Source organism: Streptomyces sp. NPDC041713 (genome assembly GCF_055591085.1).
Window position 1 is genome coordinate 761,275 of record NZ_JBVIZY010000002.1, and the last position, 21,931, is coordinate 783,205.

Sequence of the window (21,931 nt, forward strand, 5' to 3'; positions counted from 1 at the left end):
GGGGCGCGGGGAACTGCGCGACAAGCCACAGCGCACCCGCACCCGAGATCCGGCAAAAAGCGCCGAGCTCTTAGTACTGCTCGGTCTCGACGAAGCCGGCGTCCGCGTCATCGTCCGCGCCAAACGCGTCAGCCGCAGCGGTCGGGTCGAAGCCGGGAGGCGAGTCCTTCAGCGCAAGACCCATGCCGTTGAGCTTCATCTTGACCTCGTCGATCGACTTCGCACCGAAGTTGCGGATGTCGAGCAGGTCCGCCTCGGAGCGGGCCACGAGCTCACCCACGGAGTGGATGCCCTCGCGCTTGAGGCAGTTGTACGACCGAACGGTGAGCTCGAGCTCCTCGATCGGCAGGGCCAGATCGGCGGCGAGCGCGGCGTCCGTCGGGGACGGGCCCATGTCGATGCCCTCGGCGTCGATGTTCAGCTCGCGGGCGAGACCGAACAGCTCGACCAGGGTCTTGCCGGCCGACGCCATGGCGTCACGCGGGCGCATGGCCTGCTTGGTCTCGACGTCGACGATGAGCTTGTCGAAGTCGGTGCGCTGCTCGACTCGGGTCGCCTCGACCTTGTAGGTGACCTTGAGGACCGGCGAGTAGATCGAGTCGACCGGGATACGGCCGATCTCCTGGCCGACCTGCTTGTTCTGCACGGCGGAGACGTAGCCGCGACCGCGCTCGACGGTCAGCTCCATCTCCAGCTTGCCCTTGCCGTTGAGCGTGGCGAGGACGAGGTCGGGGTTGTGCACCTCGACACCGGCCGGGGGCGCGATGTCGGCGGCGGTGACCAGACCCGGGCCCTGCTTGCGCAGGTACATCACGACCGGCTCGTCGTGCTCCGAGGAGACGACCAGCTGCTTGATGTTGAGGATGAGGTCGGTCACGTCCTCCTTGACGCCCGGCACGGTGGTGAACTCGTGCAGGACACCGTCGATGCGGATGCTGGTGACAGCAGCGCCGGGGATCGACGAGAGGAGGGTGCGGCGGAGGGAGTTGCCGAGGGTGTAGCCGAAGCCCGGCTCCAGCGGCTCGATCACGAACCGGGAGCGGAATTCGTCGACGACCTCTTCGGTCAACGAGGGACGCTGAGCGATCAGCATGAAGTGATTCCTTCAGTTCAGGGGCACCCACTATTTGATGCCCTGAGGTGCTTCAAGGGTACGGGCGGCACGGCCCCGTGGAGCCGTACCGCCCGAAAACCTCAAGTCAAGCGACGTACGAACGTCAGACGCGGCGACGCTTGGGGGGACGGCAGCCGTTGTGCGGCGTGGGCGTCACGTCCTGGATCGAGCCGACCTCGAGACCGGTCGCCTGCAGCGAACGGATCGCGGTCTCACGGCCGGAGCCGGGACCCTTGACGAAGACGTCGACCTTGCGCATGCCGTGCTCCTGCGCGCGACGGGCAGCCGACTCGGCGGCCATCTGCGCGGCGAACGGCGTGGACTTGCGCGAGCCCTTGAAGCCGACGTGGCCGGCGGAGGCCCAGGAGATCACGTTGCCGGTCGGGTCCGTGATGGACACGATCGTGTTGTTGAACGTGCTCTTGATGTGCGCGTGGCCGTGAGCGACGTTCTTCTTTTCCTTGCGGCGCACCTTCTTGGCAGCGCCCTGACGACCCTTGGGGGGCATCTATAACTCCTACGGGAGGTGGTCGGTCCTGCAGCGACAGCTGTCGATAGACCGCTGAGCGAGGACTACTTCTTGCCCGGCTTCTTCTTACCGGCGATGGCGCGACGCGGGCCCTTGCGGGTGCGGGCGTTCGTGCTGGTGCGCTGACCGCGGACGGGCAGGCCACGACGGTGGCGGATACCCGCGTAGCAGCCGATCTCGACCTTGCGGCGGATGTCGGCCTGGATCTCGCGACGGAGGTCACCCTCGGTCTTGATGTTGGCGTCCACGTACTCGCGGATCTTGACGAGGTCTTCCTCGGTCAGGTCGCGGACGCGGGTGTTGCGGTCCACCTCGATGGCGTCCAGCGTCTGCTGGGCCAGCGTGCGGCCGATGCCGAACACGTAGGTGAGGGCGACCTCGATGCGCTTTTCGCGCGGGAGGTCAACGCCTTCAACGCGTGCCATTCATGGCTCCTGTTGATTCTTCGGAGGTCTTCAGCAGAACCACTCCCGGCCGCCGTCCCCTTCGCAAAGGGTCGGTACGGAACGGGTCCCCGGCCTCCGACCGGGGGTGTCGCCCTCCATGACCGGTGACATCACCGGCGGAACTGAAGAGGGACGGGTCCTGCGTATCTACTTACGTGCGTCGCGCGAAAATCTGCGAACTGCAGTGGTGCGTCAGCCCTGGCGCTGCTTGTGGCGCGGGTTGTCGCAAATGATCATGACCCGGCCGTGACGGCGGATCACCCTGCACTTGTCGCAGATCTTCTTGACGCTCGGCTTGACCTTCATTGGGTGAGGTTCTCCGGGTCAGTGCCACCACCCCGCGCGAGCGGGATGCGGGCAAGATCTACTTGTACCGGTAGACGATCCGGCCACGGGTCAGGTCGTACGGAGACAGCTCCACCACGACCCGGTCGTCAGGGAGGATGCGGATGTAGTGCATGCGCATCTTGCCGCTGATGTGTGCCAGGACCTGGTGGCCGTTCTGGAGCTCCACCTTGAACATGGCGTTCGGAAGAGACTCGACGACAGTGCCTTCGATCTCGATGGCACCTTGCTTCTTGGCCACGCTTCGCCCTTCGAATCGACTACCTTGATCGACTGCCGTTCACCGCATGCAGACACACGGATGCACGAGAGCCGACGCGTCAGTCTACGTCAGTGCACTCGGAAAGACGAATCGGGAAAGTCTGCCCCTTGAGCAAGATCCTTAAGCAAGACCCTGCCCAGCACCGACGCGGGGTCTAACCCAACGGGTCCGGAGCGGGGGTCACGCCGTACGCGGCGAGCCGCTCCTTGCCGCAGTCCGGTGCCGTAAGGACGAGGGGCCCCTCCTCCGTCAGCGCGATGGAGTGCTCCCAGTGCGAGGACCAGGTGCCGTCCGTCGTGATGACGGTCCAGTCGTCCTCCAGGACCTCCGTGCGCGGGGTTCCGAGGGAGACCATCGGCTCGATCGCCAGGCAGAAGCCGGGGACCAGCTTCGGGCCCTTGCCGCGGCGGCGCTCGACGTAGTTCAGGAGGTGCGGGTCCATGTGCATCTCGGTGCCGATGCCGTGGCCGCCGTAGTCCTCGACGATCCCGTACTTGCCGCCGCCCGGCTTCGGCTGGCGGCGGATGTACGTCTCGATGGCGCGCGAGATGTCGACGAGCCGGTTGCCCTGCTTCATGGCCGCGATGCCGGCCCACATCGACTCCTCGGTCACCCGGGAGAGCTCGACGAGCTCCGGAGCGTGACCGGTGCCCACGAACGCGGTGTACGCCGCGTCGCCGTGCCAGCCGTCGATGATCGCGCCGGCGTCGATGGAGATGATGTCGCCGTCCTTCAGGACGGTCTTGTCGTCGGGGATGCCGTGCACGACGACCTCGTTGACCGAGGTGCAGATCGTGGCGGGGAAGCCGCCGTACCCGAGGAAGTTCGACTTCGCGCCGTGCTCGGCGATCACCTTGCGGGCGACCTCGTCCAGGTCCTTGGTGGTGGCGCCCGGCACCGCGGCCGCACGGGTCGCGGCGTGGATCGCGGCGACGACAAGGCCCGCCTCACGCATCTTCGCGATCTGCTCGGGGGTCTTGATCTGCACCATGGGGCTTCCGCTCTCCGTCATCCGTCGACAAACCGGCCACGTACCCGAACCGGTACATGAACAACAGTACGGCCGCGGTCCCCCTGGGGGCACCGCGGCCGTGACACCGTACTGACTACTTGTCGCCCTTCAGGGCGTCCATCGCGCGCGCGGTGACCTCGTCGACCTTGCCGAGCGCCGAGATCGTCACGACCAGACCCTGCGTCCGGTAGTAGTCGATGATCGGCTCGGTCTGCGTGTGGTAGACCTCGAGGCGCTTGCGGACCGTGTCCTCGCTGTCGTCCTCGCGCTGGTACAGCTCGCCGCCGCAGACGTCGCAGACGCCGTCCTGCTTCGGCTGCGAGTACGTCACGTGGAAGACGTGGCTGGAGTCCTTGCGGCAGATGCGCCGGCCGGCGATCCGCTTGACGACCTCGTCCTCGGGGACCTCCAGGTCCAGGACGGCGTCGAGCTTCACGTCATCGGCCTTGAGCGCGACGTCCAGCGCCTCCGCCTGCGACACGTTGCGCGGGAACCCGTCGAGCAGGAAGCCGTTCACGGCGTCCGGCTGGGCCATGCGGTCCTTCGCCATGCCGATGGTCACCTCGTCCGGGACGAGGTTTCCGGCGTCCATGTACGCCTTCGCCGCCTTGCCCAGTTCCGTGCCCTGGCTGATGTTGGCGCGGAAGAGGTCGCCCGTGGAGATGTGCGGGATCGACAGGTTCTTGGCGAGGAACGCGGCCTGCGTTCCCTTGCCCGCACCGGGCGGCCCGACGAGGACGATTCGCATCAGCGGAGGAACCCTTCGTAATTGCGCTGCTGGAGCTGGCTCTCGATCTGCTTCACGGTTTCCAGACCCACACCCACGATGATGAGGATGCTCGTCCCGCCGAACGGGAAGTTCTGGTTTGCCCCGAAGCCCACCAACGCCATCGTCGGCACAAGAGCGATCAGACCCAGATACAGCGAACCCGGCCACGTGATCCGGTTGAGTACGTAACTCAGATACTCAGCGGTCGGACGGCCAGCCCGGATGCCCGGGATGAAGCCACCATACTTCTTCATGTTGTCGGCGACTTCCTCGGGGTTGAACGAGATCGCGACGTAGAAGAAGGCGAAGAAGACGATCAGGATGAAGTACGTGGCGATGTAAATCGGGTGGTCACCCTTGGTCAGGTTCGCCTCGATCCACGTCTTCCATCCCGAGTTGCCGCCCGCGAACTGGGCGACCAGCGCCGGAATGTAGAGCAGCGACGAGGCGAAGATCACAGGGATGATGCCCGCCTGATTGACCTTCAGCGGAATGTAGGTCGACGTACCGCCGTAGGACCGGCGGCCGATCATGCGCTTCGCGTACTGGACCGGAATGCGGCGCTGCGCCTGCTCGACGAAGACCACCAGGCCGACCATGACCAGACCGACCGCGATGACGGTGCCGAACTCGATCCAGCCGCCCGCCAGGTCGCCCTGCTGCTTGATGGCCCACAGGGCGCTCGGGAAGGTCGCGGCGATCGAGATGAACATCAGGATCGACATGCCGTTGCCGATGCCGCGGTCGGTGATGAGCTCGCCGAGCCACATCACACAGGCCGTGCCCGCGGTCATCGTGATGACCATCGTGATGGTCACGAAGATCGACTGGTCGGGGACGATCTCGCTGGCGACGGGGCAGCTCTGGAAGAGGGTGCCGGTGCGGGCGGTGGCCACCAGGCCGGTGCCCTGCAGGATCGCGAGCGCGATGGTCAGATAGCGCGTGTACTGCGTGATCTTCGCTGTGCCGGCCTGGCCCTCCTTCTTGAGGGCCTCGAGTCGCGGGATCACCACGGTCAGCAGCTGCAGAATGATGCTCGCCGTGATGTACGGCATGATGCCGAGCGCGAAGATCGTGATCTGCAGCAGCGCGCCACCGCTGAACATGTTGACGAGACCGAACAGGCCCTGGTTCGCATTGGCGTTGTCAATGCAGGTCTGCACGTTCTTGTAGTCGATACCGGGGATCGGCACATGCGTGCCCACCCGGTAGATCACGATGATGCCGAGCGTGAAGAGCAGCTTCTTGCGCAGGTCGGGCGTCTTGAACGCCCGGGCGAACGCGGTGAGCACGGTGCCTCCTGCGACCCCCGCGCGCGTGCGTCAGAGGTGGTGGTCTGAGGTTCGACGAATACGTATCAGTCAAGAAAACCGTGCGGCCAGGCCGCACGGAGCTTAGACAGTGCACGCCACCTTACCGGCGACCGTGCCCCCCTTGGAACGACCAACCGGGGATGCCCCTTTTGTGGGGCATCCCCGGCTGGGAATCGCTCATGTCATCGACACGTCTGAGGGAATATCAGACGAGCTCGGTGACGGTACCGCCGGCGGCGGTGATCTTCTCCTTGGCGGAACCGGAGACGGCGTCGACCGTCACCTGCAGCGCCACGGTGACCTCACCCTGGCCGAGGACCTTGACGAGGCTGTTCTTGCGAACCGCACCCTTGGCCACGAGGGCCTCGACGGTGACCTCGCCACCCTCGGGGAACAGCGCGCTCAGCTTGTCGAGGTTCACGACCTGGAACTCGGTCTTGAACGGGTTCTTGAAGCCCTTGAGCTTCGGGAGACGCATGTGGAGGGGCATCTGGCCACCCTCGAAGCGCTCCGGAACCTGGTAACGGGCCTTGGTGCCCTTGGTACCACGACCAGCGGTCTTACCCTTGGACGCCTCACCACGACCCACACGGGTCTTGGCGGTCTTGGCGCCCGGGGCGGGCCGGAGGTTGTGGACCTTCAGCGGGTTCTGCTCCGCCATGTCAGTCGACCTCCTCAACCGTCACGAGGTGGCGGACGGTCTGCACCATGCCGCGGAACTCGGGGCGGTCCTCCTTGACGACCTGCGTGTTGATGCCCTTGAGACCAAGAGAGCGCAGGGTGTCGCGGTGGTTCTGCTTGCTGCCGATGTACGACTTCGTCTGCGTGATCTTGAGCTGTGCCATTACGCACCCGCTCCCGCACGCGCACGAAGCAGAGCCGCGGGGGCGACGTCCTCGAGGGGCAGACCACGGCGAGCCGCGATCTCCTCGGGACGCTGCAGGCCCTTGAGGGCCGCCACGGTCGCGTGCACGATGTTGATCGCGTTGTCGGAGCCCAGGGACTTCGACAGGATGTCGTGCACGCCGGCGCACTCGAGCACGGCACGCACCGGGCCACCGGCGATAACACCGGTACCGGGGGAAGCAGGCTTGAGCAGGACGACGCCCGCGGCCTTCTCGCCCTGGATGGGGTGCGGGATGGTGCCCTGGATACGGGGGACCTTGAAGAAGTGCTTCTTGGCCTCCTCAACACCCTTGGCGATGGCGGCCGGCACCTCCTTGGCCTTGCCGTAACCGACACCCACGGTGCCGTCACCGTCGCCCACTACGACGAGCGCAGTGAAGCTGAAGCGACGACCACCCTTCACAACCTTGGCGACACGGTTGATCGCGACAACGCGCTCAACGTATGCGGTCTTCTCGGCGGCAGCGCCACCGTCGCGACCCTTCCGGTCCCGCCGCTCGCCGCCACCGGCACCGCCACCGCGGCGCTGGGGTCCAGCCATTGGAATTACCTCTCTCTGTTTCCGCTAGCTACGGAACCGACTCAGAACTTGAGTCCGGCTTCGCGGGCGGCGTCCGCCAGGGCGGCGATGCGCCCGGCGTACTGGTTACCACCACGGTCGAACACGACAGTCTCGACACCGGCGGCCTTGGCGCGCTCGGCGACCAGGGCGCCGACCGACTTGGCGGCCGCGGACTTGTCGCCCTCGGCACCGCGGATCGTGGTGTCCAGGGTCGACGCCGACGCCAGGGTGTGACCCTTGATGTCGTCGATGACCTGGGCCACGATGTGGCGGTTGGAGCGCGTCACGACCAGGCGCGGACGCTCAGCCGTACCCGAGATGTGCTTACGGATGCGGATGTGACGACGCTTGATGGCAGCACGCTTGTAAGCGTCGCCCTTAGCAATCTTGACACCGTATGCCATGGCTTACTTACCCGCCTTTCCGACCTTGCGGCGGATGACTTCGCCTTCGTACTTGACGCCCTTGGCCTTGTACGGGTCGGGCTTGCGCAGCTTGCGGATGTTGGCCGCAACCTCGCCGACCTTCTGCTTGTCGATGCCCTCGACCGAGAAACGGGTCGCGGACTCCACCTTGAAGGTGATGCCCTCGGGGGCCTCGACCAGGATCGGGTGGCTGTAGCCCAGCGAGAACTCCAGGTTGGAGCCCTTCGCGAGGACGCGGTAACCGACACCGCTGATTTCGAGCTTCTTCACGTAACCCTGGGTCACGCCGGTGATCATGTTCGCCACCAGCGTGCGGGACAGGCCGTGCAGGGCCTTGTTCTGACGCTCGTCGTTCGGACGGGTGACGTTCAGAACGCCGTCCTCGTCCTTAGCGATCTCGATCGGCGCGACAACGGTGTGCGAGAGGGAACCCTTGGGGCCCTTCACAGCGACCGTACGGCCGTCGATGGTGACGTCCACGCCGGCGGGAACCGTGATGGGGAGCTTGCCAATACGCGACATTAGCTATTCCTCCGTTCCCGACTACCAGACGTAGGCGAGGACTTCCCCACCTACGCCCTTCTTGCCTGCCTGCTGGCCGGTCAGGAGACCGTGCGACGTGGAGATGATCGCCACGCCGAGGCCGCCGAGGACCTTCGGCAGGTTGGTGGACTTCGCGTAAACCCGGAGACCGGGCTTGGAGATCCGCTTGATGCCCGCGATGGAGCGCTCACGGTTCGGGCCGAACTTCAGCTCGAGAACGAGGTTCTTGCCGACCTCGGCGTCCTCGACCTTCCAGCCCGTGATGAAGCCCTCCTGCTGGAGGATCTCCGCGATGTGAGACTTGATCTTGCTGTGCGGCATCGCCACGGTGTCGTGGTACGCCGAGTTCGCGTTACGCAGACGAGTCAGCATGTCCGCGATCGGATCAGTCATGGTCATGAATTGGCCTTCGGCCTCTCTCGCCGGGGTTTCCTATCTGCGCCATCCCTCTCCCCACTCAGAGGCGGGACGGGTGCGGCGCGGGGACCTACGGCGTAGTAAGTCGGTCAGGGCGGCAGACGCCCAACCCTCCTAGCCTAAGCCATGTGGAGGAGCGCATCTGCCGACCCTTTACTTACCGAGAGATCCAGACAGTCCCAAAACCTTCGAAAAGGTGGGACTACCAGGAGCTCTTGGTCACGCCCGGCAGCTCGCCACGGTGAGCCATCTCACGAAGGCACACGCGGCAGAGGCCGAACTTGCGGTAGACGGAGTGCGGGCGGCCGCAGCGCTGGCAGCGGGTGTACGCACGCACACCGAACTTGGGCTTACGAGCAGCCTTGGCAATCAGAGCCTTCTTCGCCATCTCGCTTACGCCTCCTTGAACGGGAAGCCGAGGTGACGAAGGAGCGCACGGCCCTCAGCGTCGTTGGTCGCCGTGGTGACCACGGTGATGTCCATACCCCGGACGCGGTCGATCTTGTCCTGGTCGATCTCGTGGAACATGACCTGCTCCGTGAGACCGAAGGTGTAGTTGCCACGGCCGTCGAACTGCTTGGGGGACAGACCACGGAAGTCGCGGATGCGCGGCAGCGCGAGCGACAGGGTGCGGTCCAGGAACTCCCACATGCGGTCGCCACGGAGCGTGACGTGGCAGCCGATCGGCTGACCCTCGCGCAGCTTGAACTGCGCGATGGACTTCCGGGCCTTGGTGATGGCCGGCTTCTGACCCGTGATGGTGGTCAGGTCACGGACGGCACCGTCCATGAGCTTCGAGTCACGGGCGGCGTCGCCGACACCCATGTTGACCACGATCTTGACGAGACCGGGGATCTGCATGACGTTCTCGTAGGAGAACTCTTCCTGCAGCTTGCCCGCGATCTCCTCGCGGTACTTCGTCTTGAGACGCGGAGTGGTGGTGGTCGTCATCAGATGTCCTCACCCGTCCGCTTGGCAACGCGGATCTTGTTGCCCTCGTCGTCGAAGCGGTAACCGACGCGCGTGACGACCTTGTTGCCGTCCTTCTCCACGACCAGCTGGACGTTGGAGACGTGGACGGGGGCCTCGGTGGTCACGATGCCGCCGGCCTGCGAGCCGCTGGCGGTCGGGCCGGCCTTCGTGTGCTTCTTGACCCGGTTGACACCCTCGACCAGGACGCGCTCGTCGCGCGGGTAAGCGGCAATGACCTTGCCCTGCTTGCCCTTGTCCTTACCGGTGATGACCTGGACCAGGTCGCCCTTCTTGATCTTCATGCTTACAGCACCTCCGGCGCGAGCGAGATGATCTTCATGAACTTCTTCTCGCGCAGCTCACGGCCGACGGGGCCGAAGATACGGGTGCCGCGAGGGTCGCCGTCGTTCTTCAGAATGACGGCGGCGTTCTCGTCGAAGCGGATGTACGAGCCGTCCGGACGGCGGCGCTCCTTGACGGTGCGAACGATGACCGCCTTGACGACGTCACCCTTCTTCACGTTGCCACCGGGGATCGCGTCCTTCACGGTGGCGACGATGACGTCACCGATGCCCGCGTAGCGGCGACCCGAGCCACCGAGAACACGGATGGTGAGAATTTCCTTCGCACCCGTGTTGTCGGCGACGCGCAGTCGCGACTCCTGCTGGATCACGTCTATCTCCTGTTTGTCTGCCGGTTCCCGGCGGGGGCGAATCCCTTACGGGAAACGGCCCCCACCGAGCCTGGCGGAACTGATCCGAGGGGAAACCCCCTCGGAAATTACTTGGCCTTCTCGAGGATCTCGACGATGCGCCAGCGCTTGGTGGCGGACAGCGGACGCGTCTCCATCAGGAGGACGCGGTCGCCGACACCGGCAGCGTTCTGCTCGTCGTGCGCCTTGAGCTTGTTCGTACGGCGGATGACCTTGCCGTACAGCGCGTGGGTCACGCGGTCCTCGACAGCGACGACGACGGTCTTGTCCATCTTGTCGCTGACGACAAGACCCTGACGGGTCTTGCGGAAGCCGCGGGCGGCCTTCGTCTCTTCAGTCACGTTGCTCTCGCTCATCAGGCGCTCTCCACCGTCTCGATGCCCAGCTCGCGCTCACGCATCAGGGTGTAGATCCGCGCGATGTCCTTACGGACGGCCTTGAGCCGACCGTGGTTCTCGAGCTGGCCCGTCGCCGCCTGGAAGCGGAGGTTGAACAGCTCTTCCTTGGCTTCGCGAAGCTTGTTGACAAGCTCCTCGTCGCCCAGTTCGCGCAGCTCGGACGCCTTGGTACCGGCCGACATCACGACTCACCTGCCTCGCGCCGGACGATGCGGCACTTCATCGGAAGCTTGTGAGCAGCGCGGGTGAGCGCCTCACGAGCAATCTTCTCGTTCGGGTACGACAGCTCGAACATCACCCGTCCCGGGTGAACGTTCGCGACCCACCACTCCGGAGAACCCTTACCGGAACCCATGCGGGTCTCGGCAGGCTTCTTGGTGAGGGGGCGGTCCGGGTAGATGTTGATCCAGACCTTGCCGCCACGCTTGATGTGGCGGGTCATCGCGATACGAGCCGCCTCGATCTGGCGGTTGGTCACGTACGCCGGCGTGAGGGCCTGAATGCCGTACTCGCCGAATGCGACCGTCGTACCACCCTTGGCCTGACCGCGGCGCTTGGGGTGGTGCTGCTTGCGGTGCTTGACCCTACGGGGGATCAGCATTTCGGTCAGGCCTCCGTTCCGGTGCTCTCAGCCGGAGCGGCAGCGGCGGCGGGAGCGTCGGCCTTGGGGGCCTCGGCAGCCGGCGCGGACTGCTGCTGCGGCTTGCGGCCGCGGCCGCCACGCTCGCCACCGCGGCCACCACGGGCCGGGCGGTCGTTGCCGCCGCCACGGGCCGGGCGGTTACCCGCACGGGCAGCGGCGTTCTCGGCGCGGACCTCGGCGATGTTCTTGACGTCGCCCTTGTAGATCCAGACCTTCACGCCGATGCGGCCGAAGGTCGTCTTGGCCTCGAAGAAGCCGTAGTCGACGTTGGCGCGGAGCGTGTGCAGGGGCACGCGGCCCTCGCGGTAGAACTCCGAGCGCGACATCTCGGCGCCGCCGAGACGGCCACCACACTGGATCTTGATGCCCTTGGCGCCCGCCTTCATCGCCGACTGCATGCTCTTGCGCATGGCACGACGGAAGGAGACGCGGGAGGACAGCTGCTCCGCCACGGCCTGGGCCACGAGCTGAGCGTCGACCTCGGGGTTCTTGACCTCGAGGATGTTCAGCTGGACCTGCTTGCCCGTGAGCTTCTCGAGGTCACCGCGGATGCGGTCGGCCTCGGCGCCACGGCGGCCGATGACGATGCCGGGACGAGCGGTGTGGATGTCCACACGCACGCGGTCACGGGTGCGCTCGATCTCCACCTTCGAGATGCCGGCGCGCTCCATGCCGGACGTCATCATCCGACGGATGGCGACGTCTTCCTTGACGTAGTCCTTGTACAGCTTGTCGGCGTACCAACGCGACTTGAAGTCGGTCGTGACACCGAGCCGGAACCCGTGCGGGTTTACCTTCTGGCCCATTACCGGGTTCCTTCCTTGCTGCTGACGACCACGGTGATGTGGCTGGTCCGCTTACGGATCCGGTAGGCACGGCCCTGAGCACGCGGACGGAACCGCTTCAGGGTCGGGCCCTCATCCACGTACGCCTCGCTGATGACCAGCGAAGAGGCGTCGGTGTGGTCGTAGTTGTGCGCGGCGTTGGCAATGGCGCTGTCCAGCACCTTGCCGACCGGCACGCTCGCGGCCTGCGGGGCGAAACGCAGGACCGCCTGAGCCTCCGTGGCATCCATGCCACGGATGAGGTCCACCACGCGGCGGGCCTTCATGGGCGTGACGCGGATGTACCGCGCCTGGGCCCTGGCTTCCATGGTTGTCCCTTCGGTGTTAGTCATAGTCGTTCCACCCCGCGCTAGCGGCGCTTCGACTTCCGGTCGTCCTTGACGTGGCCGCGGAAGGTGCGAGTCGGCGAGAACTCGCCGAGCTTGTGGCCGACCATCGACTCGGTGACGAACACCGGGATGTGGGTCTTGCCGTTGTGCACCGCGATCGTGTGACCCAGCATGCTGGGAATGATCATCGAGCGACGGGACCAGGTCTTGATGACGTTCTTGGAACCGGCTTCGTTCTGAGCGTCCACCTTCTTTACGAGGTGGTCGTCGACGAAGGGCCCCTTCTTGAGACTGCGCGGCATCTAAACCCGCTCCTAGCGCTTCTTGTTCGACTTGCGGCGACGGACGATGTACTTGTTGCTCGCCTTGTTGCGATCACGAGTACGACCCTCCTTCTTGCCCCACGGCGAGACCGGGTGACGACCACCGGAGGTCTTGCCTTCGCCACCACCGTGCGGGTGGTCGACCGGGTTCATCACGACACCACGCACGGTCGGGCGGACGCCCTTCCAGCGCATGCGGCCGGCCTTGCCCCAGTTGATGTTCGACTGCTCGGCGTTGCCGACCTCGCCGATGGTGGCGCGGCAGCGGACGTCGACCAGGCGGATCTCACCGGACGGCATGCGAAGGTGCGCCATGGCGCCTTCCTTCGCGAGCAGCTGCACGGAGGCACCCGCGGAGCGGGCGAACTTCGCGCCGCCGCCGGGCCGCAGCTCGATGGCGTGGAGCGTCGTACCCACCGGGATGTTGCGCAGCGCCATGTTGTTGCCGGGCTTGATGTCGGCACCGGGGCCGCTCTCAATCCGGTCACCCTGCTGCGTGCCGCGCGGGGCGAGGATGTAGCGCTTCTCGCCGTCCGCGTAGTGCAGCAGCGCGATGCGCGCGGTGCGGTTGGGGTCGTACTCGATGTGCGCGACCTTGGCCGGCACACCGTCCTTGTCGTGACGACGGAAGTCGATCACGCGGAAGGCGCGCTTGTGTCCGCCACCCTGGTGGCGAACGGTCACACGACCGGAATTGTTACGGCCGCCCTTGCTGTGCAGCGGGCGAACCAGCGACTTCTCCGGCGTGGACCGCGTTACCTCGACGAAGTCGGCTACGGAGGAGCCACGGCGGCCCGGCGTAGTCGGCTTGTACTTGCGGATTCCCATTTCTCAGTCCTCGTCCGATATTCGGACCAGGGCGCTCCGTTAGGAGGCCTGGCCGAAGATGTCGATACGGTCGCCCTCAGCAAGGGTCACGATGGCGCGCTTGGTGTCGGCACGCTTGCCGAACCCGGTGCGCGTGCGCTTCCGCTTGCCCTGACGGTTGATCGTGTTGACGCCGGTGACCTTGACCGAGAAGACCGCCTCGACGGCCTGCTTGATCTGGGTCTTGTTGGCGCCGGGGGCCACGATGAACGTGTACTTGCCCTCGTCGAGCAGCGCGTAGGACTTCTCGGAGACGACCGGCTTGACGAGGACGTCGCGCGGGTCCGAGAAGGACTTGCTCAGCGGGGTGGGCTCAACGGCGATCTTGCCCTCGGTCGCGATGCGCTTCGCCTTGGCGACGCGCGCGGCCTTGGCGGCCTTCGCAGCCTTGGACGCGATGCTCTGGTGACGGATGGCCATCAGGCTTCGCTCCCTTCGGTGTCAGTGGCCTGCGGGCCGGACACGAAGGACTCGAACGCGGCCTTGGTGAAGACCACGTCGTCCGACACGAGCACGTCGTACGTGTTCAGCTGGCCCGGCTCCAGGATGTGCACCTGGGGCAGGTTGCGGGCGGAGAGCAGCGAAGTCTCGTCCGCGCGGTCGATGACCAGGAGCACGTTCTTGCGCTCGCTGACCTTGCCGAGCAGCGTCTTCGCGGCCTTGGTGGAGATGTCGCCCTCGACCACGTTGGTGACAACGTGGATACGAGCGTTGCGGGCCCGGTCGGTGAGGGCGTGGCGCAGGGCCGCGGCCTTCATCTTCTTCGGGGTCCGCTGCGAGTAGTCACGCGGCTGCGGGCCGTGGACGACGCCACCGCCGGCGAACTGCGGCGCACGGGTCGAACCCTGGCGCGCGCGGCCGGTGCCCTTCTGGCGGTACGGCTTCTTGCCGCCACCGCGGACTTCGCCGCGACGCTTGGTCTTGTGCGTGCCCTGACGGGCCGCGGCCAGCTGTGCGACGACGACCTGGTGGATCAGCGGGATGCTGATCTTCTCGACGTCGAAGATCTCCGCGGGGAGCTCGACCGTCCCGGTCTTGTCGCCTGCCGGCGAAAGGATGTCAATGGTGCTCATGGGTTACCTCAGGCCCCCTTGGCCGCGGTACGGACCAGGACGAGGCCGCCGTTCGGACCAGGAACCGCGCCCTTGATCAGGAGCAGGCCCTTCTCCGCGTCAACGGCGTGGACGGTCAGGTTCTGGGTGGTGACCCGCTCGTTGCCCATGCGACCGGCCATGCGCTGGCCCTTGAAGACACGGCCAGGCGTGGCGCAGCCACCGATGGAGCCGGGCTTGCGGTGCACGCGGTGGGCACCGTGGGAGGCCTTGCCACCGGCGAAGTTGTGACGCTTCATCACACCGGCGAAGCCCTTGCCCTTGCTCTTACCGGTGACGTCGACCTTGATACCGGCCTCGAACGTCTCGGCAGTCAGCTCCTGGCCGAGGGTGTACTCGCTGGCACCAGCGGTACGGATCTCGACGAGGTGGCGACGGGGGGTCACGTCGGCCTTGGCGAAGTGGCCCTTGAGGGGCTTGTTCACCTTGCGCGGGTCGATCTCGCCGAAGGCGATCTGGACCGACTCGTAGCCGTCGCTGTCATTCGTACGGACCTGGGTAACGACGCAGGGTCCGGCCTTGACCACGGTCACCGGGACGATGCGGTTGTTCTCGTCCCAGACCTGGGTCATGCCGAGCTTCTCGCCCAGGATGCCCTTGATCTGCTTGGTCATCTTCTCCGCGCCCTTCAGAGCTTGATCTCGATGTCAACGCCGGCCGGAAGGTCCAGGCGCATCAGCGAGTCAACGGTCTTGGGCGTCGGGTCGAGGATGTCGATCAGGCGCTTGTGCGTGCGCATCTCGAAGTGCTCGCGCGAGTCCTTGTACTTGTGCGGCGACTTGATGACGCAGTACACGTTCTTCTCAGTGGGCAGCGGCACCGGGCCCGCGACCGACGCACCAGTACGCGTCACCGTCTCGACGATCTTCTTCGCCGAGGAGTCGATGACCTCGTGGTCGTAGGCCTTGAGCCGGATGCGGATCTTCTGTCCCGCCATGGCTACTTAGTAGTCCTTCGTCTCGAACGCTCTGGCACCTCGGGGGCCCTTTTTTCTACTTCCTCCGACCCACGCGGTCGGGCGTGTCGCAGTCCCGCCCACACGGTTCTCCCGAAGGAGAATCCCTGCACAGGGGCTGCGGCCCAGCTGACCGCGGGTCCGGGGGAAGAAACCCACCGGGCGCCTGGTCGGGCGACCGCACCGCACTTCCCGAAAGATTCCCGTACGTCCGCCTCAGCGCTGCCTGCGAATCCTTGCGGACCCTTCGACAGATGGGGCGACGAGTACTGTGGGACTCGCTTCCGGTCCTCCCGGCGGGAGGCGCGCAGCATCGGCACTCAACCGAGCAACCCCGACAGTCTGCCATACGGGGCATGCCGGGTGCCAATCGAGCCGGAGATCGTACCCGTTGGGTGACGGAGATCAAACCCGGAGTGCGGTGGGCGCGCCGGAACTCCGTTGGGGCAAGGTGGGCGGGATGAGTGATGCGACCCCGCACGGCCCGCGCTTCGTCCCACGGAAGCACATCAATCCGCGCTTCGCCGACGACATGGCGTTCTCGCTGGTCAGCGGCCCAGAAGAGTACGCAGGGAGGACCGCGCGCCCGGTGCGGTACGTCGCCGTGGCCGACGAGCGGGGCACGGTCACCACGTACGTGTGGGCCTGCGACGAGGACGACGCGGCCGGATGGATCGTCCGCAGGGACGCGGACCAGCGCGCCGTCAACGACAGCCGCTGGCTGACCCGGCTGCGCGAGGGCAAGGCGCGCGGGGTGCCCCCGACGGCGGTCCTCACCGAGGTGGCGGGCTCCCCCGCCGCGGTGCCCGGCTCGCTCACCACGGCCCCCGACCTGGCGTCCCTGTACGCCCTGGCGGACCAGCCGTTCCGGGCCCCCCGGTGGCGCTCGGCCCGCGGAGCCCTCTTCGGCCTGGCGATCGGCGACGCGATGGGCCGCCCGCTCGCCACGCTGCCCCTGGACGACGTGAGTGCCGTGTACGGCTCCTGGGAGGCGATGGAGCTCCCCCTGTCCGCCGACGGCACGGTCCGCGTCTCCGACCAGACCCAGCTCTCCCTGGCCGTGGGCGAGGCGCTCGCGGGGGTGGCGGTGGCGGCTCCCCTGCCGGAGGCGGAGGCGCGGCGGGCTCTGACGGTACGGGGCGCCCTGCCGGCCCCGCCCTGGCTGACCCCGGCGGCCGTCACGACGGCGCTGCGCACGCACCTGGTGGCCTGGCGCCACTCCCCCCACAACGACCGCGCCCCCGGCCGTACGACGCTGGACGCGTGCGAGGCGCTGGGGAGACCGGTGCCGTGGCAGCAGGCGACCGCCGCGGGGTCGAAGGGGTGCGCGACGGTGGCACGGGCGGCCGTGGTGGGCCTGGCGCCGTACCTGAGCGCCGACCAGCGCTCGGGGATCGCCCAGCTCCAGGCGGCCCTCACCCACGGCCATCCCACCGCCTTGGCGGCGAGCGACCTGGCGTCCCACGCGGTGGACCTCCTGCGGCACCGCTGCGCGCCCGCCGACCTGCTGACGGAGCTGCGCGTTCACGCGGAGACGTCACGGTACGTCTACCGCGCCGACTGGCTGGGCGACCTGGCGTCCCGTACCGACGCGGCGGCGTTCATCGCGATGGGGTGGGACGAGTGCGTGTCGGCCCTGTCCGCGGTGGAGACGGCGCTGAGCACGGACGACGTCTCCCGCGACCCCGGCAGGGCCGTGGGCTCGGCGTGGACCGCCGACGACGTGCTGGCCGGCGCCCTCTACGCCTTCCTCACGACGGCCGCCCACCCCCGCGACACGTTGCGCCGCGCGTCACACACCTCCGGCGCCTCGGCGGCGACGGCAGCCCTGGCGGGCGCGCTGGCAGGGGCACACCGGGGCGCACAGGACTGGCCACCGGAGTGGACGGAGACGGTGGAGTACGGGAACCGGCTGACGTGGCTGGGGGAGGCGTGGGACCGGGACTGATCCTGAGCCGGAGCCGGCCCCCGAGGCGGACGGCAGCCGTCAGAACGCCGAAAGGTACACGCGCGCCCGATCACCCTTGAGCCCCCGGACGTAAATCTCGATCCACTGAACCTTCTTGCGCCGGGGATCCGACACGCACGGGGGACAGACTCCTGCCCAGCGCGCTCCCTTCAGGGCGTATGGCTTGGCCAGTCCCAGGTGTTCGAGCAGCACGGACCAGGGTTTGATCTCGTTCTTCCGTGCCGTGAGGGGCTCCTCTGAGTGCAGGGATGCCGCAAGCTCCTCGGCCGCCTTCTCGCTGGTCACGAAGGTCAGGACGTACTGATCCTCCTGCGGATTGACCTGCACGGCCCCTTTGACCCCGGTAGCCCCCTCGGGCACCGCCACCTCCATGAACGCGGCCGCTTCATCAGGCCCCGCCTCGGGATCCCAATGCCAGTCACGCCCCTCAGTGGCCTGCCCGTCCCCCGCGTCCGGGACGGAACACCCGGCGGCGAGCAGTCCGACGGCCAGTGCCGCGACGACGCCGGCGCCCCACGTGGTCCTCGTTCTGGTCCGCAACGGCCCTCCCCCTCATCCCCACCCGCACCATATCGGCGCCCCCGGACAGCCCCCGCACGCAGCCGCCGCGCACGCGAAAGGGCCCGTACGACCGAAGTCGTACGGGCCCTCTCAGAGCTCGCAGGAGCTACCAGGCGTCAAGCCCAGCAAGTAAGCGGACTTACTTGTTGATCTTGGTGACCTGGCCGGCGCCGACGGTCCGGCCACCCTCACGGATGGCGAACTTCAGGCCCTCTTCCATGGCGACGGGCTGGATGAGCTCCACGGACATCTCCGTGTTGTCACCCGGCATGACCATCTCGGTGCCCTCGGGGAGGGTCACGACGCCGGTCACGTCCGTCGTGCGGAAGTAGAACTGCGGGCGGTAGTTGTTGAAGAACGGGGTGTGACGGCCACCCTCGTCCTTCGACAGGATGTAGGCCTGGGCCTCGAACTCGGTGTGCGGCGTGACCGAACCGGGCTTGATGATGACCTGGCCGCGCTCGACGTCCTCGCGCTTGATGCCACGGAGGAGCAGACCGACGTTCTCACCGGCCTGGCCCTCGTCGAGCAGCTTGCGGAACATCTCGATGCCGGTGACCGTGGTGGTGGTCTTCTCGGTCTTGATGCCGATGATGTCGACGGTCTCGTTGACCTTGAGGACACCACGCTCGATGCGACCGGTGACGACGGTGCCACGACCGGTGATCGTGAAGACGTCCTCGATCGGCATCAGGAACGGCTTGTCGACGTCGCGCTCGGGCTCCGGGATGGACTCGTCCACGGCCTTCATGAGCTCGAGGACGGTGTTGCCCCACTCCTTGTCGCCCTCAAGGGCCTTCAGAGCGGAGACCTTGACGACCGGCAGGTCGTCGCCCGGGAACTCGTACTCGGAGAGGAGCTCACGGACCTCGAGCTCGACGAGCTCCAGGATCTCCTCGTCGTCCACCATGTCGGCCTTGTTCAGGGCGACAACGATGTACGGAACGCCGACCTGGCGGGCCAGGAGCACGTGCTCCTTGGTCTGCGGCATCGGGCCGTCGGTGGCGGCGACCACGAGGATGGCGCCGTCCATCTGCGCGGCACCCGTGATCATGTTCTTGATGTAGTCCGCGTGACCGGGGCAGTCGACGTGGGCGTAGTGACGCGCCTCGGTCTGGTACTCGACGTGCGCGATCGAGATCGTGATACCGCGCTGGCGCTCCTCGGGAGCCTTGTCGATCTGGTCGAAGGCCGAGGCCTCGTTCAGGTCGGGGTACGCGTCGTGCAGCACCTTGGTAATGGCGGCCGTGAGGGTCGTCTTACCGTGGTCAATGTGACCGATGGTGCCGATGTTGACGTGCGGCTTAGTCCGCTCGAACTTCGCCTTCGCCACTGGGTCCTCCTGGGAGTGGTTCTGTACGCCTTGCTTCATCGGCGCCAGGTGATCTTTGCTGGGAAGCCAGCCGCCGGGGTTCTTGCCTTTGGGGTCGAACCCCGACGGATGGTGTCAAGCCTAAAGCGTGAACTCGGGTGAGTTACTCGCCCTTGGCCTTCGCGATGATCTCCTCGGCGACGTTCCGCGGAACCTCGGCGTAGGAGTCGAACTGCATTGAGTAGCTTGCGCGACCCGACGTCTTGCTGCGGAGGTCTCCGACGTAGCCGAACATCTCCGAGAGGGGCACGAGGCCCTTCACGACGCGAGCGCCGCTGCGCTCCTCCATGGCCTGGATCTGGCCACGGCGGGAGTTGATGTCACCGATGACATCGCCCATGTAGTCCTCGGGCGTGGTGACCTCGACGGCCATCATCGGCTCGAGCAGCACGGGGCTGGCCTTGCGCGCGGCCTCCTTGAAGGCCTGCGAACCGGCGATCTTGAAGGCGAGCTCCGAGGAGTCGACCTCGTGGTAGGCGCCGTCGATGAGCGTGACGCGGACGCCCGTCATCTCGTAGCCGGCCAGGATGCCGAACTGCATGGCCTCCTGAGCACCCGCGTCCACCGAGGGGATGTACTCCTTGGGGATGCGGCCACCGGTGACCTTGTTCACGAACTCGTACGACGCGTCGCCGCCCTCGATGGGCTCGACGGCGATCTGCACCTTCGCGAACTGACCGGTACCACCGGTCTGCTTCTTGTGGGTGAAGTCGACGCGCTCGACGGCCTTGCGGATCGTCTCGCGGTACGCCACCTGCGGCTTGCCGACGTTCGCCTCGACGCGGAATTCGCGCTTCATGCGGTCGACGAGCACCTCGAGGTGAAGCTCGCCCATACCACCGATGATGGTCTGGCCGGTCTCCTCGTCCGAGTGAACGCGGAAGGAGGGGTCCTCCTCCGAGAGACGCTGGATGGCGACACCCAGCTTCTCCTGGTCACCCTTGGACTTCGGCTCGATGGCGACCTCGATGACCGGCGCCGGGAAGTCCATGGACTCCAGGATCACCGGCTGCTTGTCGTCACTGAGCGTCTCACCCGTGGTGGTCTGCTTCAGGCCCATGACGGCGACGATGTCACCGGCGCCCACCGACTCGATCTCCTCACGCTTGTTCGCGTGCATGCGGTAGATCTTGCCGATGCGCTCCTTCTTGCCCTTGACGGAGTTCAGCACCGCGGTGCCGGAGTCCAGGCGACCGGAGTAGATCCGGACGAAGGTGAGCTTGCCGAGGTGCGGGTCGCTCGCGATCTTGAACGCGAGGGCCGACAGCGGCTCGTCGTCGGACGGCTTGCGCTTGATGACCGTCTCCGGGTCCTTCACGTCGTGGCCCTCGATGGCCTCGACGTCCAGGGGGGACGGCAGGTAGCGCACGACCGCGTCGAGCAGGGGCTGGACGCCCTTGTTCTTGAACGCGGTACCGCAGAAGACGGGGGTGACGGTGGTGTCGCCGCCCTTGCCGGAGGCGATGGTGATGCGACGGATCGCCGCGTACAGCTGGTCCACCGAGGGCTCCTGGCCCTCGAGGTACAGCTCCATCATCTCTTCGTCGTTCTCCGCGACGGCCTCGAGCAGCTTGCCGCGGTACTCCTCGGCAGCCTCGGTGTGCGTGTCGGGGATGTCGACGATGTCGTAGGCCTCGCCCATCTTGGTCTCGGCGGACCAGACGAAGGCCTTCATGGTGACGAGGTCGACGACGCCCTTGAAGTCAGCTTCTGCGCCGATGGGCAGCTGCATGACGAGCGGGGTCGCACCGAGGCGGTCGACGATCATGTCGACACAGCGGTGGAACTCGGCACCGGTGCGGTCGAGCTTGTTGACGAAGCAGATGCGCGGGACGCCGTAGCGGTCCGCCTGACGCCACACGGTCTCGGACTGGGGCTCAACGCCGGCGACGCCGTCGAACACCGTCACGGCACCGTCGAGCACGCGGAGCGAACGCTCCACCTCGACGGTGAAGTCGACGTGGCCCGGGGTGTCGATGATGTTGATGGTGTGATCGACGTCGTTCAGCGGCCAGTGACAGGTGGTGGCAGCAGAGGTGATCGTGATGCCACGCTCCTGCTCCTGCTCCATCCAGTCCATCGTCGCGGCGCCGTCGTGGACCTCACCGATCTTGTACGAGACACCGGTGTAGAACAGGATCCGCTCGGTGGTCGTCGTCTTGCCCGCGTCGATGTGGGCCATGATGCCGATGTTGCGCACCTTGGCCAGGTCAAGTGAAGTGGTAGCCAT

33 protein-coding genes are annotated in these 21,931 nt (G+C 66.5%); 1 reads left to right on the forward strand and 32 read right to left on the reverse strand.

Annotated features, from left to right (window positions below; genetic code table 11):
• Window positions 1-70: 70 nt before the first annotated feature.
• The 29 genes from ACZ6CV_RS08245 to rpsJ all read right to left on the reverse strand — a co-directional run bounded on the left by ACZ6CV_RS08245 (window position 71) and on the right by rpsJ (window position 15,781).
• On the reverse strand, window positions 71-1,093 hold the full coding sequence (locus tag ACZ6CV_RS08245; RefSeq protein WP_016645160.1) for a DNA-directed RNA polymerase subunit alpha: 1,023 nt from the start codon (window positions 1,091-1,093) through the stop codon (window positions 71-73).
• Window positions 1,094-1,217: 124 nt separating this feature from the next.
• Window positions 1,218-1,622 (reverse strand): 30S ribosomal protein S11, encoded by a 405-nt coding sequence (gene rpsK, locus ACZ6CV_RS08250; protein ID WP_003948617.1) that lies wholly within the window; start codon window positions 1,620-1,622, stop codon window positions 1,218-1,220.
• Between the two features lie 65 nt (window positions 1,623-1,687).
• Entirely contained in the window at window positions 1,688-2,068 is a 381-nt protein-coding gene (gene rpsM, locus ACZ6CV_RS08255; protein WP_355803828.1) for a 30S ribosomal protein S13, read from the reverse strand.
• Window positions 2,069-2,281: 213 nt separating this feature from the next.
• Window positions 2,282-2,395 carry a 50S ribosomal protein L36 gene (gene rpmJ / locus ACZ6CV_RS08260; RefSeq protein WP_003948619.1) on the reverse strand — a complete coding sequence of 38 codons (114 nt, stop codon included), beginning with the start codon at window positions 2,393-2,395 and terminating at the stop codon, window positions 2,282-2,284.
• 58 nt (window positions 2,396-2,453) lie between these two features.
• The gene (gene infA / locus ACZ6CV_RS08265; protein WP_003948620.1) at window positions 2,454-2,675 is read right to left on the reverse strand and encodes a translation initiation factor IF-1; all 222 of its coding nucleotides are present in this window, start codon (window positions 2,673-2,675) and stop codon (window positions 2,454-2,456) included.
• Between the two features lie 175 nt (window positions 2,676-2,850).
• Window positions 2,851-3,687: a type I methionyl aminopeptidase gene (map, locus tag ACZ6CV_RS08270; protein WP_362363453.1), complete on the reverse strand. Its 837-nt coding sequence runs from the start codon at window positions 3,685-3,687 to the stop codon at window positions 2,851-2,853.
• 115 nt (window positions 3,688-3,802) lie between these two features.
• Entirely contained in the window at window positions 3,803-4,456 is a 654-nt protein-coding gene (locus ACZ6CV_RS08275; RefSeq protein WP_355803833.1) for an adenylate kinase, read from the reverse strand.
• Window positions 4,456-5,769: a preprotein translocase subunit SecY gene (secY, locus tag ACZ6CV_RS08280; RefSeq protein WP_362363447.1), complete on the reverse strand. Its 1,314-nt coding sequence runs from the start codon at window positions 5,767-5,769 to the stop codon at window positions 4,456-4,458. Before secY ends, ACZ6CV_RS08275 begins: the two co-directional genes overlap by 1 nt.
• Before the next feature lie 226 nt (window positions 5,770-5,995).
• Window positions 5,996-6,451, reverse strand: coding sequence for a 50S ribosomal protein L15 (gene rplO / locus ACZ6CV_RS08285; RefSeq protein WP_098244248.1), 456 nt, complete (start codon window positions 6,449-6,451; stop codon window positions 5,996-5,998).
• 1 nt (window position 6,452) lies between these two features.
• Complete coding sequence (gene rpmD / locus ACZ6CV_RS08290) at window positions 6,453-6,635, reverse strand: 50S ribosomal protein L30 (protein ID WP_030567278.1); 183 nt, start codon at window positions 6,633-6,635, stop codon at window positions 6,453-6,455.
• Entirely contained in the window at window positions 6,635-7,237 is a 603-nt protein-coding gene (gene rpsE / locus ACZ6CV_RS08295; protein WP_055553512.1) for a 30S ribosomal protein S5, read from the reverse strand. The genes rpmD and rpsE overlap by 1 nt, the downstream gene beginning before the upstream one ends.
• 41 nt (window positions 7,238-7,278) lie before the next feature.
• Window positions 7,279-7,662, reverse strand: a complete 384-nt coding sequence (gene rplR, locus ACZ6CV_RS08300; protein ID WP_055564833.1) for a 50S ribosomal protein L18 — start codon at window positions 7,660-7,662, stop codon at window positions 7,279-7,281.
• A 3-nt stretch (window positions 7,663-7,665) separates the two neighbouring features.
• Window positions 7,666-8,205, reverse strand: coding sequence for a 50S ribosomal protein L6 (gene rplF, locus ACZ6CV_RS08305; protein ID WP_362363444.1), 540 nt, complete (start codon window positions 8,203-8,205; stop codon window positions 7,666-7,668).
• Between the two features lie 21 nt (window positions 8,206-8,226).
• Window positions 8,227-8,625 (reverse strand): 30S ribosomal protein S8, encoded by a 399-nt coding sequence (gene rpsH / locus ACZ6CV_RS08310; RefSeq protein ID WP_018528360.1) that lies wholly within the window; start codon window positions 8,623-8,625, stop codon window positions 8,227-8,229.
• 220 nt (window positions 8,626-8,845) lie between these two features.
• Window positions 8,846-9,031 (reverse strand): type Z 30S ribosomal protein S14, encoded by a 186-nt coding sequence (locus ACZ6CV_RS08315; RefSeq protein WP_003956452.1) that lies wholly within the window; start codon window positions 9,029-9,031, stop codon window positions 8,846-8,848.
• Window positions 9,032-9,036: 5 nt separating this feature from the next.
• A complete protein-coding gene (gene rplE, locus ACZ6CV_RS08320; RefSeq protein WP_355803841.1) occupies window positions 9,037-9,594 on the reverse strand; it encodes a 50S ribosomal protein L5 in 558 nt (185 codons plus the stop codon).
• Complete coding sequence (rplX, locus tag ACZ6CV_RS08325) at window positions 9,594-9,917, reverse strand: 50S ribosomal protein L24 (RefSeq protein WP_016645174.1); 324 nt, start codon at window positions 9,915-9,917, stop codon at window positions 9,594-9,596. Before rplX ends, rplE begins: the two co-directional genes overlap by 1 nt.
• 2 nt (window positions 9,918-9,919) lie before the next feature.
• Window positions 9,920-10,288, reverse strand: a complete 369-nt coding sequence (gene rplN / locus ACZ6CV_RS08330; RefSeq protein WP_003974257.1) for a 50S ribosomal protein L14 — start codon at window positions 10,286-10,288, stop codon at window positions 9,920-9,922.
• A 107-nt stretch (window positions 10,289-10,395) separates the two neighbouring features.
• Window positions 10,396-10,683, reverse strand: a complete 288-nt coding sequence (gene rpsQ, locus ACZ6CV_RS08335; RefSeq protein ID WP_150171090.1) for a 30S ribosomal protein S17 — start codon at window positions 10,681-10,683, stop codon at window positions 10,396-10,398.
• Window positions 10,683-10,907, reverse strand: coding sequence for a 50S ribosomal protein L29 (rpmC, locus tag ACZ6CV_RS08340; RefSeq protein WP_127912615.1), 225 nt, complete (start codon window positions 10,905-10,907; stop codon window positions 10,683-10,685). Before rpmC ends, rpsQ begins: the two co-directional genes overlap by 1 nt.
• Window positions 10,907-11,326 (reverse strand): 50S ribosomal protein L16, encoded by a 420-nt coding sequence (gene rplP, locus ACZ6CV_RS08345; protein ID WP_030782563.1) that lies wholly within the window; start codon window positions 11,324-11,326, stop codon window positions 10,907-10,909. The genes rpmC and rplP overlap by 1 nt, the downstream gene beginning before the upstream one ends.
• 5 nt (window positions 11,327-11,331) lie before the next feature.
• Entirely contained in the window at window positions 11,332-12,174 is an 843-nt protein-coding gene (rpsC, locus tag ACZ6CV_RS08350) for a 30S ribosomal protein S3 (protein ID WP_125514476.1), read from the reverse strand.
• Entirely contained in the window at window positions 12,174-12,521 is a 348-nt protein-coding gene (gene rplV, locus ACZ6CV_RS08355; protein ID WP_004571827.1) for a 50S ribosomal protein L22, read from the reverse strand. Before rplV ends, rpsC begins: the two co-directional genes overlap by 1 nt.
• Before the next feature lie 41 nt (window positions 12,522-12,562).
• Window positions 12,563-12,844 carry a 30S ribosomal protein S19 gene (rpsS, locus tag ACZ6CV_RS08360; RefSeq protein WP_069770399.1) on the reverse strand — a complete coding sequence of 94 codons (282 nt, stop codon included), beginning with the start codon at window positions 12,842-12,844 and terminating at the stop codon, window positions 12,563-12,565.
• 12 nt (window positions 12,845-12,856) lie between these two features.
• Window positions 12,857-13,693, reverse strand: a complete 837-nt coding sequence (gene rplB / locus ACZ6CV_RS08365; RefSeq protein ID WP_355803847.1) for a 50S ribosomal protein L2 — start codon at window positions 13,691-13,693, stop codon at window positions 12,857-12,859.
• Between the two features lie 39 nt (window positions 13,694-13,732).
• On the reverse strand, window positions 13,733-14,152 hold the full coding sequence (gene rplW, locus ACZ6CV_RS08370; protein WP_055564827.1) for a 50S ribosomal protein L23: 420 nt from the start codon (window positions 14,150-14,152) through the stop codon (window positions 13,733-13,735).
• On the reverse strand, window positions 14,152-14,805 hold the full coding sequence (rplD, locus tag ACZ6CV_RS08375; protein ID WP_355803850.1) for a 50S ribosomal protein L4: 654 nt from the start codon (window positions 14,803-14,805) through the stop codon (window positions 14,152-14,154). The genes rplW and rplD overlap by 1 nt, the downstream gene beginning before the upstream one ends.
• Before the next feature lie 8 nt (window positions 14,806-14,813).
• Window positions 14,814-15,458: a 50S ribosomal protein L3 gene (rplC, locus tag ACZ6CV_RS08380; RefSeq protein WP_055553489.1), complete on the reverse strand. Its 645-nt coding sequence runs from the start codon at window positions 15,456-15,458 to the stop codon at window positions 14,814-14,816.
• A 14-nt stretch (window positions 15,459-15,472) separates the two neighbouring features.
• Complete coding sequence (gene rpsJ, locus ACZ6CV_RS08385; protein WP_003948644.1) at window positions 15,473-15,781, reverse strand: 30S ribosomal protein S10; 309 nt, start codon at window positions 15,779-15,781, stop codon at window positions 15,473-15,475.
• A gap of 478 nt (window positions 15,782-16,259) precedes the next feature.
• On the opposite strand from rpsJ, the gene ACZ6CV_RS08390 reads away from it, so the two are divergent.
• Window positions 16,260-17,747 (forward strand): ADP-ribosylglycohydrolase family protein, encoded by a 1,488-nt coding sequence (locus ACZ6CV_RS08390; protein WP_469250103.1) that lies wholly within the window; start codon window positions 16,260-16,262, stop codon window positions 17,745-17,747.
• Between the two features lie 39 nt (window positions 17,748-17,786).
• On the opposite strand, the gene ACZ6CV_RS08395 is transcribed toward ACZ6CV_RS08390, so the two are convergent.
• The 3 genes from ACZ6CV_RS08395 to fusA all read right to left on the reverse strand — a co-directional run bounded on the left by ACZ6CV_RS08395 (window position 17,787) and on the right by fusA (window position 21,931).
• On the reverse strand, window positions 17,787-18,308 hold the full coding sequence (locus ACZ6CV_RS08395) for a hypothetical protein (protein WP_469250104.1): 522 nt from the start codon (window positions 18,306-18,308) through the stop codon (window positions 17,787-17,789).
• Window positions 18,309-18,468: 160 nt separating this feature from the next.
• Window positions 18,469-19,662: an elongation factor Tu gene (gene tuf, locus ACZ6CV_RS08400; RefSeq protein WP_150171078.1), complete on the reverse strand. Its 1,194-nt coding sequence runs from the start codon at window positions 19,660-19,662 to the stop codon at window positions 18,469-18,471.
• Window positions 19,663-19,804: 142 nt separating this feature from the next.
• A complete protein-coding gene (gene fusA / locus ACZ6CV_RS08405; protein WP_362363435.1) occupies window positions 19,805-21,931 on the reverse strand; it encodes an elongation factor G in 2,127 nt (708 codons plus the stop codon).

Excerpts from the sequence above, each read along its gene's own strand:
- ACZ6CV_RS08245 (WP_016645160.1), bottom strand. The coding sequence starts at position 1,093 with ATGCTGATCGCTCAGCGTCCCTCGTTGACCGAAGAGGTCGTCGACGAA.
- rpsK (WP_003948617.1), bottom strand. The coding sequence starts at position 1,622 with ATGCCCCCCAAGGGTCGTCAGGGCGCTGCCAAGAAGGTGCGCCGCAAG.
- rpsM (WP_355803828.1), bottom strand. The coding sequence starts at position 2,068 with ATGGCACGCGTTGAAGGCGTTGACCTCCCGCGCGAAAAGCGCATCGAG.
- rpmJ (WP_003948619.1), bottom strand. The coding sequence starts at position 2,395 with ATGAAGGTCAAGCCGAGCGTCAAGAAGATCTGCGACAAGTGCAGGGTG.
- map (WP_362363453.1), bottom strand. The coding sequence starts at position 3,687 with ATGGTGCAGATCAAGACCCCCGAGCAGATCGCGAAGATGCGTGAGGCG.
- ACZ6CV_RS08275 (WP_355803833.1), bottom strand. The coding sequence starts at position 4,456 with ATGCGAATCGTCCTCGTCGGGCCGCCCGGTGCGGGCAAGGGAACGCAG.
- rplO (WP_098244248.1), bottom strand. The coding sequence starts at position 6,451 with ATGGCGGAGCAGAACCCGCTGAAGGTCCACAACCTCCGGCCCGCCCCG.
- rpmD (WP_030567278.1), bottom strand. The coding sequence starts at position 6,635 with ATGGCACAGCTCAAGATCACGCAGACGAAGTCGTACATCGGCAGCAAG.
- rpsE (WP_055553512.1), bottom strand. The coding sequence starts at position 7,237 with ATGGCTGGACCCCAGCGCCGCGGTGGCGGTGCCGGTGGCGGCGAGCGG.
- rplR (WP_055564833.1), bottom strand. The coding sequence starts at position 7,662 with ATGGCATACGGTGTCAAGATTGCTAAGGGCGACGCTTACAAGCGTGCT.
- rplF (WP_362363444.1), bottom strand. The coding sequence starts at position 8,205 with ATGTCGCGTATTGGCAAGCTCCCCATCACGGTTCCCGCCGGCGTGGAC.
- rpsH (WP_018528360.1), bottom strand. The coding sequence starts at position 8,625 with ATGACCATGACTGATCCGATCGCGGACATGCTGACTCGTCTGCGTAAC.
- ACZ6CV_RS08315 (WP_003956452.1), bottom strand. The coding sequence starts at position 9,031 with ATGGCGAAGAAGGCTCTGATTGCCAAGGCTGCTCGTAAGCCCAAGTTC.
- rplE (WP_355803841.1), bottom strand. The coding sequence starts at position 9,594 with ATGACGACCACCACCACTCCGCGTCTCAAGACGAAGTACCGCGAGGAG.
- rplX (WP_016645174.1), bottom strand. The coding sequence starts at position 9,917 with ATGAAGATCAAGAAGGGCGACCTGGTCCAGGTCATCACCGGTAAGGAC.
- rpsQ (WP_150171090.1), bottom strand. The coding sequence starts at position 10,683 with ATGAGCGAGAGCAACGTGACTGAAGAGACGAAGGCCGCCCGCGGCTTC.
- rpmC (WP_127912615.1), bottom strand. The coding sequence starts at position 10,907 with ATGTCGGCCGGTACCAAGGCGTCCGAGCTGCGCGAACTGGGCGACGAG.
- rplP (WP_030782563.1), bottom strand. The coding sequence starts at position 11,326 with ATGCTGATCCCCCGTAGGGTCAAGCACCGCAAGCAGCACCACCCCAAG.
- rpsC (WP_125514476.1), bottom strand. The coding sequence starts at position 12,174 with ATGGGCCAGAAGGTAAACCCGCACGGGTTCCGGCTCGGTGTCACGACC.
- rplV (WP_004571827.1), bottom strand. The coding sequence starts at position 12,521 with ATGGAAGCCAGGGCCCAGGCGCGGTACATCCGCGTCACGCCCATGAAG.
- rpsS (WP_069770399.1), bottom strand. The coding sequence starts at position 12,844 with ATGCCGCGCAGTCTCAAGAAGGGGCCCTTCGTCGACGACCACCTCGTA.
- rplB (WP_355803847.1), bottom strand. The coding sequence starts at position 13,693 with ATGGGAATCCGCAAGTACAAGCCGACTACGCCGGGCCGCCGTGGCTCC.
- rplW (WP_055564827.1), bottom strand. The coding sequence starts at position 14,152 with ATGGCCATCCGTCACCAGAGCATCGCGTCCAAGGCTGCGAAGGCCGCC.
- rplD (WP_355803850.1), bottom strand. The coding sequence starts at position 14,805 with ATGAGCACCATTGACATCCTTTCGCCGGCAGGCGACAAGACCGGGACG.
- rplC (WP_055553489.1), bottom strand. The coding sequence starts at position 15,458 with ATGACCAAGCAGATCAAGGGCATCCTGGGCGAGAAGCTCGGCATGACC.
- rpsJ (WP_003948644.1), bottom strand. The coding sequence starts at position 15,781 with ATGGCGGGACAGAAGATCCGCATCCGGCTCAAGGCCTACGACCACGAG.
- ACZ6CV_RS08390 (WP_469250103.1), top strand. The coding sequence starts at position 16,260 with ATGAGTGATGCGACCCCGCACGGCCCGCGCTTCGTCCCACGGAAGCAC.
- fusA (WP_362363435.1), bottom strand. The coding sequence starts at position 21,931 with ATGGCTACCACTTCACTTGACCTGGCCAAGGTGCGCAACATCGGCATC.